This window comes from Candidatus Paceibacterota bacterium (genome assembly GCA_028714275.1).
Taxonomy (GTDB): Bacteria; Patescibacteriota; Minisyncoccia; order Phycocordibacterales; family CAINVO01; genus CAINVO01.
Genome location: JAQTMP010000030.1, coordinates 1 through 9162 on the forward strand (window position 1 = coordinate 1; position 9162 = coordinate 9162).

At 44.6% G+C, this 9162-nt stretch carries 10 protein-coding genes, 1 tRNA gene and 1 rRNA gene; 8 read left to right on the forward strand and 4 right to left on the reverse strand.

Features of this window, described 5'->3' with window-relative positions; translation table 11 throughout:
* From PHF79_03055 to PHF79_03090, 8 genes are all read left to right on the forward strand, one after another.
* Positions 1 to 180: ribosomal RNA gene (locus PHF79_03055) — 16S ribosomal RNA — on the forward strand; the annotation flags it as partial.
* A 304-nt stretch (positions 181 to 484) separates the two neighbouring features.
* Positions 485 to 826 carry a hypothetical protein gene (locus PHF79_03060; protein MDD5318769.1) on the forward strand — a complete coding sequence of 114 codons (342 nt, stop codon included), beginning with the start codon at positions 485 to 487 and terminating at the stop codon, positions 824 to 826.
* A 112-nt stretch (positions 827 to 938) separates the two neighbouring features.
* Positions 939 to 1011, forward strand: a tRNA-Ile gene (locus PHF79_03065).
* Positions 1012 to 1097: 86 nt separating this feature from the next.
* Positions 1098 to 2525 (forward strand): pyruvate kinase, encoded by a 1428-nt coding sequence (pyk, locus tag PHF79_03070; protein MDD5318770.1) that lies wholly within the window; start codon positions 1098 to 1100, stop codon positions 2523 to 2525.
* Positions 2526 to 2615: 90 nt separating this feature from the next.
* Positions 2616 to 3395, forward strand: coding sequence for a DNA repair protein RadC (gene radC / locus PHF79_03075; GenBank protein MDD5318771.1), 780 nt, complete (start codon positions 2616 to 2618; stop codon positions 3393 to 3395).
* A 12-nt stretch (positions 3396 to 3407) separates the two neighbouring features.
* On the forward strand, positions 3408 to 4136 hold the full coding sequence (rsmI, locus tag PHF79_03080) for a 16S rRNA (cytidine(1402)-2'-O)-methyltransferase (GenBank protein ID MDD5318772.1): 729 nt from the start codon (positions 3408 to 3410) through the stop codon (positions 4134 to 4136).
* Between the two features lie 175 nt (positions 4137 to 4311).
* On the forward strand, positions 4312 to 4512 hold the full coding sequence (locus tag PHF79_03085; protein MDD5318773.1) for a hypothetical protein: 201 nt from the start codon (positions 4312 to 4314) through the stop codon (positions 4510 to 4512).
* A gap of 23 nt (positions 4513 to 4535) precedes the next feature.
* Entirely contained in the window at positions 4536 to 6410 is a 1875-nt protein-coding gene (locus PHF79_03090) for a type IV secretion system DNA-binding domain-containing protein (GenBank protein ID MDD5318774.1), read from the forward strand.
* Here the strand turns inward: PHF79_03090 and PHF79_03095 are convergent.
* The 4 genes from PHF79_03095 to PHF79_03110 all read right to left on the reverse strand — a co-directional run.
* Positions 6387 to 7193 carry a glycosyltransferase gene (locus tag PHF79_03095; GenBank protein ID MDD5318775.1) on the reverse strand — a complete coding sequence of 269 codons (807 nt, stop codon included), beginning with the start codon at positions 7191 to 7193 and terminating at the stop codon, positions 6387 to 6389. The genes PHF79_03090 and PHF79_03095 overlap by 24 nt on opposite strands.
* Before the next feature lie 13 nt (positions 7194 to 7206).
* Positions 7207 to 8085 carry an alpha-1,2-fucosyltransferase gene (locus tag PHF79_03100; GenBank protein ID MDD5318776.1) on the reverse strand — a complete coding sequence of 293 codons (879 nt, stop codon included), beginning with the start codon at positions 8083 to 8085 and terminating at the stop codon, positions 7207 to 7209.
* Between the two features lie 8 nt (positions 8086 to 8093).
* Complete coding sequence (locus PHF79_03105; protein MDD5318777.1) at positions 8094 to 8867, reverse strand: DUF268 domain-containing protein; 774 nt, start codon at positions 8865 to 8867, stop codon at positions 8094 to 8096.
* A gap of 30 nt (positions 8868 to 8897) precedes the next feature.
* The coding region (locus PHF79_03110) for a hypothetical protein (protein MDD5318778.1) at positions 8898 to 9162 on the reverse strand (265 nt) is incomplete at its 5' end.

A 9162-nucleotide genomic window follows, 5' to 3' on the forward strand; every position in this document is an offset into this window, starting at 1 on the left:
AAATCCGCTCGCTACGTGGGAACGGAAAATCGTCGTTTAACTATACCATTCGCCCGTCAACTCAAGGAAACCAGGAGTACCCGAAATTTCGCCTAGTGCGGAACTACGGTAAATTTGGTAACAGGGAGTAAGTCGTAACAAGGCACGGGTAGCGGAAGCTGCTCGTGGAATAATTCAATTTGAAATACGTTGTATATCGCGCTTGCGTGATGTATGACTGACGGTGTCGATATCGCACATCTCGATCGAGTGTACGATGGATTACAAAATCCTAAAATTTGTGACTGTTGGAAAGACAACAAAAAAGAACGGAACAAAAGAAAGAATAGCAAAAAACTAAAAAGCCTCTGGCTCGTACCCACTCCGCCTGAACACTCAAGTTCTATCTGGCAGCAGGGAAACGTCGCCAGAGGCTTTTTAGTTTTTTTGTTGGAAAAATATAAACCCCGCAACCTTGCTGGACTTTTTGGAATGACGTGATATAATGCTACCAGAGTTAACGAAACTGGAGGAATTAAAAAATGAAAAAAATAAGGAAGCTTCTAAAAATGGAGATGTCGCGGGAAAAGGCAATCAACATCGGGTTGGGCCTATTGCTCGCCACAGCCTACGGAGTGTGGCTCATTGCAGTGTTTACCCATGTCCCGGAGGTGCAGCCATGAGTACGGGCTTTTGGGTACATCATAGACGGAAGGACCGCAATTTCCACTTTACGCTGGTCGGACGGTCTTTGTCCGTAGCCAAGAGTGTGTGGGAACATCGCGGGTGGGTAGCCCTCGGGTTGCTCCTCGTGTCGGTTGTCTACTGGCTGGATCGTTTTCACTAGTTACGCCAGAAGACAAAAAATCAAGATAAAACAAAAATTTAACCAACGCTGTCGCACACCCAGGTGCCTCAGCGTTGTTTTTTTGTCGTTTTTTTGCTATCTTTGCTAGTACGCGCTTGTAGCTCAGTTGGTAGAGCACATCACTGATACTGATGGGGTCCCAGGTTCGAATCCTGGCAGGCGCACCGCGGAGGCCCTGATTGCCTGTTATGAATAGGCAGTTTTGAGTCACGTTATTTTATTTAGCCTTTAATTTTAATTCACCACACATATGCATCTAGGAAAGAAAACGAAGATTATCTGTACTATTGGTCCCGCTACCGAAACCGAAGCTAAGCTTACCGAACTCCTCAAAGTGGGCATGAACGTCATGCGTCTCAACTTTTCGCACGGGGATTTTGCCGAGCACCAGGCCAGAGTAAACAATCTTCACGCGGCTGTTAAAAAGACAGGTATTCCCGCGGCTATCCTTCAGGATCTTTCTGGTCCCAAGATTCGCATTGGTGATTTTAAAACAGACACAGGACGGGTCACTCTCAAGCCAGGTCAATTTTTTACCTTGACCACTAAACAGATCGAAGGAAATGAAAGCAAAGTCCATGTCAACTATCCTCTTTTGCCAAAAGAAGTAAAAGTCGGCGGTTTTATTTTGCTTGATGATGGAAAAAAGAAGCTCCAAATCGTGGATATCAAGGGAGATGAGGTGAAATGCAAAGTACTCGTTGGTGGGGAAACCAAGGGTCGCCGAGGAGTCAATCTCCCAGGGGCCTATCTTTCCATTAGTTCTATTACGGAAAAAGATCGCAAGGATCTAGCTTTCGGAGTTAAAAATAAAGTGGACTATATTGCCCTTTCATTTGTGCGACGGGCAGAAGATGTCATTGAGCTTCGGGCACTTTTGGATAAAGCTAAATCAAAAGCCGGCATTATCGCTAAAATAGAAACGCCTGAAGCTGTAGAGAACATCGATAAAATTATCGAGCTTTCAGATGGTATTATGGTCGCTCGCGGGGATCTGGCTATCGAGGTGCCGGCTGAAAACGTGCCTATGATTCAAAAAATGATTATTCGCAAATGCAATGAAGCAGCCAAGCCTGTCATTACGGCTACCCAGATGCTTGAGTCTATGATTAAAAATCCTGTGCCTACCCGAGCCGAGGTTTCCGATGTGGCCAATGCCATTCTCGATGGTACAGACGCCATTATGCTTTCCGAGGAGACAACTCTTGGTGAGCATCCTATTGAAGCCGTTCAGGTGATGACGCGTGTGTCTACCCGAGTGGAAAACGAGCATCTTCACAAGCAACTTTTAAATGGTGATATTGCTGGCAAAGTCAAAGGGGTAGGAGAGTCAGTGACTGCTTCTGTGGCCAAGACCGCTGAACGCATCGGTGCTCGCTATATCGTCACACTTACTAATACTGGGTACAGCGCGCGCATGATTTCTCGTTATAAATCAAATCATCACATCTTGGTCTTTACTCCAAACAAAGAAACTTTCCAAAAGAGCCTTCTTTATTTTGGCTGTGATCCATTTTTAGTTCCAAAATCAAACGATTTTGTTGGCACAATAAAATCCATAAAACAGTCTATTGTCAAAAATAAACTAGCCAACAAAGGTGACAAGATTGTCGTGGCAACAGGCACGCCTTTCGGCAAAATTGGATATACCAATATGATGCTGGTGGATGTGATCTAAAAAATAGGCCCGCCAAAAATTCAGGGTATCTTTAAGATCTCTTGGTTTTTATTTCATGGACAAGTGATATACTATGTTAAATAAAAATATATGACATATATACTTAAAGACAATGATTTAATTGCCGATGCAGCTATTGCCACTAGCTTTGCCCAAGCTAATGCTCAGCAAGGAGGGTTTAAGGGTAAAATGAAACAATACATACTCAAGGTTAGGGACATGCCTGACGAAGAAAAGCCTCGGGAAAAGCTACTCGAGTCTGGCCCAGCCGGGCTTACCATCCAGGAGCTTTTAGCGGTTGTTTTGACTACGGGTACAGTCAAGGAAGAAGTGATGTCCATGTCTAGAAGGGTGGTCAAAGAATACGGCACCCAAGCATTTATTAGCCAAACAGACCCAAAAAAGCTTTCAGAAGATTTAGATATACCTATTGTCAAAGCCTGCCAGATCGTGGCTTGTGGAGAGCTCGGTCGCAGATTTTATAAAAAAAATACTGCAGGATTGGCCATTATTCGGACTCCAGAAGAAGCCTATGAATATTTAAGAGAAATGGCTACTCTGCCTAAAGAGCATTTACGCGGCATTTATCTGGATACTCACCATCGGGTGATTCATGACGAGGTGATCTCTATCGGCACTATCAATTCCAACATCATCCACCCACGAGAAGTTTTCAAACCGGCTGTCGAATACGGTGCCGCCGCTGTCATCCTAGCTCACAATCATCCCTCTGGTATCGTCACTCCAAGCGAAGCAGATATTGAAATCACCAAGCAGCTTATAGAAGCTGGTAAGATTGTAGGGATAAATTTGCTTGATCATATTATTTTAACCAAAAACGGTTTTACTAGTGTCGAAGCGGAATATTAAATATAGGTCAAAATGTCTACCCTTTACATTGTCGCCACCCCGATAGGGAATCTAGAAGATATTACTTTTCGGGCGGTGCGCATTCTGGGGGAGGTGGATTTGATTTTATGTGAAGACACACGCCAGACCCGTAAACTTCTCAATCATTACAGCGTACAGACGCCAACGATGAGCTATCACAGCCAGAGCTCTCTTTCAAAGGTGGACGTGATTATCAAAATGTTGGCGGAAGGAAAAAATCTGGCTTTGGTTTCCGATGCGGGTACGCCGACTATTTCTGACCCGGGTGTCCTGCTTGTATCCGAGGTTAAAAAGGCTTTAGGGGATAAAATTTTAGCTGGAGAAATTTCCATTATGCCTATCCCTGGTCCAAACGCCGCAATTGCTACTTTGTCCGCCAGCGGTCTCCCTAGCTCGGACTTTCTTTTCCTCGGGTTTCTGCCTCACAAAAAGGGCCGCGAAACGCTTTTTAAAGAAATCGGGGCCAGTGAGCGGACTGTCGTTTTTTATGAGTCACCCCATCGTATTATGAAGACCTTGGCTTCGCTTGGCGAGCACTGCGCCTCAGACCAGATCGTGGTCATCGGACGTGAGCTGACCAAAATGTTTGAAGAGATAATTACCGGTTCACCAGCCGAGCTCGCAACCTATTTTGAAAGTAACCCCGATAAATGCAGAGGAGAGATGGTGGTGGCGGTAGGTAGATTGTTGGGCAAAAAATCGCGAGCTTCAGATTTTTAATTTTCCGCGTCTAGGTCTGTGGTGTCTTTTTCTCAGTATGTAATATAAGACATAAAAAATATGCTTTATATTACATATCGAGAGAAACCTACCTATCAACTTTTCTAAGATATATTTCTAACATAGACTTTTGGCCTCTCTGGGTTTTGCACGAGTTTGGTTGTATAATAGCGATATGAAAAAATTAATTACTATTATTGTGGTTGGCATCCTTTCCATTCTTGTACCCCTGCTCGGGTTTCCAGGCTCTTGGAAGACCGGCTTTGCGGTGATTGCAGGGTTGGTGATTGTTTGGGCTGCGGCCTCTCTCTATCGTCAGACAAAAAACCTTATACCCGAAAACCCATCACAGCAAAACATTACCCCAGGGGAATAGTTTTTGCTATACTATATCTAAATATGGCTCGTGAAAATATTGTCACTTATTTTGCTGAAACGGATGCCCGCAATAAGCGTATTCCTTTTGGCATAAAGCGCGAGGATCGGTCGCGTCATATGTACGTCATCGGAAAGACGGGTATGGGAAAGTCGACGCTCCTCGAAAATATGGCTGTACAGGATATTCGCAATGGCGAAGGTTTTTGTTTTATTGACCCTCACGGCAAGTCAGCCGATCTTCTCCTCGAATATGTCCCTCAGGAGCGGATCAAGGACGTGCTCTACCTGGCGCCTTTTGATATGGAGTTCCCAATTTCTTTTAATGTCATGGAAGATGTCGGCCCGGACAAACGGCATCTTGTGGCCAACGGACTGATGAGTGCCTTTAAAAAAATCTGGGTGGATGCCTGGTCTGCCCGCATGGAGTATATTTTGAATAATATTTTGTTAGCCCTGCTCGAGTATCCGGACTCGACTCTCATCGGCGTAAACAGAATGCTCGCGGACAAGGAATATCGCAATAAGGTGGTGGCCAATATTACCGATCCATCAGTGAAAGCCTTTTGGACAGAGGAGTACGCGAAATACACGGAGAAATTTGCGGCTGAAGCGGCGCCGGCCATCCAAAATAAAATTGGACAATTTATTTCCAATCCGTTGGTGCGCAATATTATTGGCCAGCCAAAGTCTACTTTTGATATCCGCAAGCTGATGGACGAAAGAAAAATCCTGATCATCAACCTTTCTAAAGGAAGAATGGGGGAATCCAACGCCAACTTGCTGGGCAGCATGCTCATTACTAAAATCTACCTAGCGGCGATGTCGCGAGCGGATCTGGGTGAAGAAGAAATGAAAGGGGTTCCGCATTTTTATCTCTATGTGGATGAGTTTCAAAACTTTGCTAATGAATCTTTTGCGGATATTCTTTCTGAAGCCCGTAAATACAAGCTTGATTTGGCTGTGGCTCACCAATACATCGAGCAGATGAGTGAGGAAGTGCGTGCGGCTGTTTTCGGTAACGTGGGTACTATGGTTACTTTTCGCGTGGGAGCTTATGATGCCGAAGTTTTGGAAAAAGAATTTGCGCCGCAATTTACCGCCGAAGATCTGGTCAATCTTGGTCGCTATCAGCTCTATTTAAAACTAATGATTGATGGGGTGAGCTCCTCTCCATTTTCTGCTACTACTATTCCTCCGATCAAAAAGCCCGAAAAGATGTATGTGCGGGAAATCATGGAAATGTCACGCTCTACCTATGCTCGTCCTCGGGTGGATGTGGAGGATGAGATCCGCAGGTGGCATACGGAGAAGAGCGCTTCAGTGGCTGCTCAAAGCGGGTACGGTGGACGTGAGTCTGCACCAGGGGGAGGCAAGGGTGGTGATCGAGAGAACACTCGTCGAGAGGGTCAGGCTAGAGACCTGCCTCCACGCGTCAACACCAAAGAAAGCTGGCATAGAGACAATCAGCCGGCTAAGCCTGTCCAGCCAAAACCTGTAGGACAGATGCCGCAGCAGTCACAGCAGCCAGAGCGTCTGATCAGAGAAAATAATTCTCCACGGGCCATGGATGAAAGGGTAGCCAAAGAAACCGAGCTTCGCAAAGCGCTTTCCCTTGATCATCTTAAGCCAAAAGAAGTGCCTAAAAATAATGTCAAAAATACTCAAAAAAATCCAAGCCAGCAAAACATGTCCGCTTTGCGGGATGCTCTCCTTGCGGTGATGAAGCAACCCCCCCAGGCTGAAAAACCATCGCAGTCAATTCAAAAAACAGAAAATCCTTCAAGTAAAAACCCAGAGCCGCCCAAGGAGCCTTCCAAAGAATCTCCCAAAAAAAATCCTCCTAAAGAGGTGCCTGAAGATGTTTTAAATAATTTATTGAAAATGGATGACAAATAGGCGAACATAAGCCTTGGCTAGGCCGAGCAGGGAGAGAGGAAAGTCCTTACGATAGCGTTTAACAATAGCCAGGATAGCGCCAGCCATGGCTTTCTTTTTTTGGCTGCTGACGGAGCTTGGACGTCGCCGGTAGGCGGTAAGAGGCTGTGGGTTAAGGTTGTGTTGGATATTGGCCACTCTTCCAAACTTAGCCATCCGGAGCCAGAGATCGTAGTCTTCAGCCAAGCGCATGTCTTTGAAGCCCCCGACATGGCTAAAGGTTTCTTTACGAAAAACTACGGATGAATTTATAAACGGGTTGCGCAACAAAGCGGTGTGACGAATTTCACTGTCAGTGACGGGATTGTGATAGTGGATGAGCAGTTTGCCGGTCTCATCTATGATGTCGTTGTCTGCGGTGCCCACCAAGACGCATTCCGGGTGGGTATTTAGATAAGTGATTTGGAGCTCGAGCTTGTCTTTGGCCAGCCACAAATCATCGTCATCAATCAAAGCAATGAGGGGAGCTTTAGCGGTCTGGACCCCAAGATTGCGAGAAGGACCCGGGCCAACATTTAAACCATCTGGAGACGAAGGAATCACGAGAACCCGTTTAGTATTTTTAATAATTTCAGCCAGGACCTTTTTGGTTTGCTCATCACTGTTGTCATCCACAATAATAATTTCAAGCTCTCCGACTGTCTGAGTCAGGACGCTTTCAACTGTCTGGGCAATAAAACGCGCCCCATTATAGGTGGGGATGATAACGGAGATGACTGGAGCTGGAGTTTTTTTGTTTGGCATTTTATTTTAATGGCTAGAGACTGACCCACGTATTTGGAAGAACATCCTTAGTATCAACTGAAGAGTCAGCCACCCATTGCCTTGGGGCTACTACTATTTTAGCAGATTTAGGATCAAGCCAAGCCCCCCACCAGCTAAAGGTAGAATTGGCAATGACGTGATGGTGGCAGAGAGACATCAGATGGATTTCTTCATAAGCCGGGATTTTTTCATCTGAAACGTAGACAATTTCTGTCAGCTCGGCTGGCAATATCAAGTTGTTCTTGGCCCATTCAATCTCATCGGAAAAAACAAAAACGACAGGAGCCTTTTTTGTTTCTGCCTTGGTTTCGTTCAAAATATAATCCACCGCTTTTTGATAATAAGAAGGGGAGCAAAGGCCATGCCAACTTTTATAGGTTTTATGGCTGGCATAATCGCCTCGCCTAAGGTGGATGGATATAGAGTTTTTACTTTTTAGGATTTTTTCTTTTATACTTTGACCAGACTGAGAAAGGGGCTTTTTGAGCTGGAAGTCGCTGAAGATTTGCTCGCGGAAATCCGCAAAATATTTTTCACACGGCCAGACAACCTCTAGATAAGAGTTGTCTCTAGCCTTTAATATGTCCGGGTCACAGACCAGATAATTTTTTCCCGTAATTTTTCTAAAGATTTTTCTAAAAAGTTTTTTAAATGGGGGATTGATTTTTTGCAATTCTTTTTCAGTGGCTATTTCAGCTTCAAGCTTAAAAGCGTCTAGTTCATAAAAACGGGGAGTGTCATTGGTTATTTTGCTGTAAAGGTTTGAGACATCCAGTTTGAGCTGGGATCCGCACCTCAGAGCGGCCGCTTTTCCGGCAGCGTACTGCAGCATTTGGTTTCCAAGCCCTCCTTTTAGTCTGACGATAATCATAAATTTTTCTATTTTTTTACAAACCAAAAACAGCCGCAGGCATAGTAGGCATTGTCAGCTGAGCTCAACGGGGCGTTTCTGGCTAAACCACCCTCCTTGTCCCTTTGGGGGATAAAGGCAAATTCTTTGAGAGTAAAATTGTCATCTACCACCATATCCCTCACTTGATAAGGGGAATAAATTCTATGGGCATTGTATTCTACCCTCGGCTTTCCTACGGGGGTGACAATGAGGAGAGAACCGCCAGATTTGAGCACCCTTTTTAATTCTTTAATAGCCTTGATGTCTCCATCTGGATCTATCGGGTCACCATAGCGACCTAGCCCAACGTGCTCTAGAGTGTGCATACAGGATATAGACTCAAGACTGTTACTTTCAAAAGGAAGATTCATCAAGTCTCCTTTGTTGGTTTCTAAACCATCGAGAATCAATGAGGCTGGTCTATAGTCATAGAATTTGACTGGAATAAAAGCCGACAGGTTGGCACAAAAGTGGAGGGTGGAAGAGATATCCACATGAAAAGCAGGGTTGATTTCCTTGACTACTCGAATAGCCCAAGCGGGATGGTAGACATAATGGCGGTCAAAAGCGGTGGTAGCAGTTTTTTCATTGGCAATAGGGTAAAGGTCAAGCAGAGAAGTTTTAAAACGGTTAGAGCCAGTCTTTTTGAATAGAAAAAGATCTTTCAGGACCTTGGTGGTGGCAAGAGGTGCCCTAAAAGTTCTGAGAAATTTGAAAGCCATTCTACGCAATCTATATTTTCCGGCTATTTTTTTGTCCATGTAAGTATTTTTAAGATGAAGACTATCACTCTATGATATTTTTATAATATCTTTACCTTCCACTATCTCAACATTTCTACCTATGTTTTTTGTCATGGTAAAAAGATTATCCAAGGATGGATAATTATCTGTACCAGTAAACAAGCGGGCATCGTCAATAAGAATCACGTTCCCGTTGGTCCAACTACCAAAGATAATGTCTAATTCTTTTTCTATAGGGGTATCGCCTAGGACTGATTTGGCCGTTTTTCCGCCTGAGAAGTGCGCATCCAACCAAAAGAGGATTGGTCCTCTT

What these genes read in the sequence shown, in the direction of transcription:
- radC (MDD5318771.1), top strand. Translation starts at nt 2,616, where the DNA reads ATGACATATATACTTAAAGACAATGATTTAATTGCCGATGCAGCTATT.
- pyk (MDD5318770.1), top strand. Translation starts at nt 1,098, where the DNA reads ATGCATCTAGGAAAGAAAACGAAGATTATCTGTACTATTGGTCCCGCT.
- PHF79_03060 (MDD5318769.1), top strand. Translation starts at nt 485, where the DNA reads ATGCTACCAGAGTTAACGAAACTGGAGGAATTAAAAAATGAAAAAAAT.
- PHF79_03095 (MDD5318775.1), bottom strand. Translation starts at nt 7,193, where the DNA reads ATGCCAAACAAAAAAACTCCAGCTCCAGTCATCTCCGTTATCATCCCC.
- rsmI (MDD5318772.1), top strand. Translation starts at nt 3,408, where the DNA reads ATGTCTACCCTTTACATTGTCGCCACCCCGATAGGGAATCTAGAAGAT.
- PHF79_03085 (MDD5318773.1), top strand. Translation starts at nt 4,312, where the DNA reads ATGAAAAAATTAATTACTATTATTGTGGTTGGCATCCTTTCCATTCTT.
- PHF79_03100 (MDD5318776.1), bottom strand. Translation starts at nt 8,085, where the DNA reads ATGATTATCGTCAGACTAAAAGGAGGGCTTGGAAACCAAATGCTGCAG.
- PHF79_03105 (MDD5318777.1), bottom strand. Translation starts at nt 8,867, where the DNA reads ATGGACAAAAAAATAGCCGGAAAATATAGATTGCGTAGAATGGCTTTC.
- PHF79_03090 (MDD5318774.1), top strand. Translation starts at nt 4,536, where the DNA reads ATGGCTCGTGAAAATATTGTCACTTATTTTGCTGAAACGGATGCCCGC.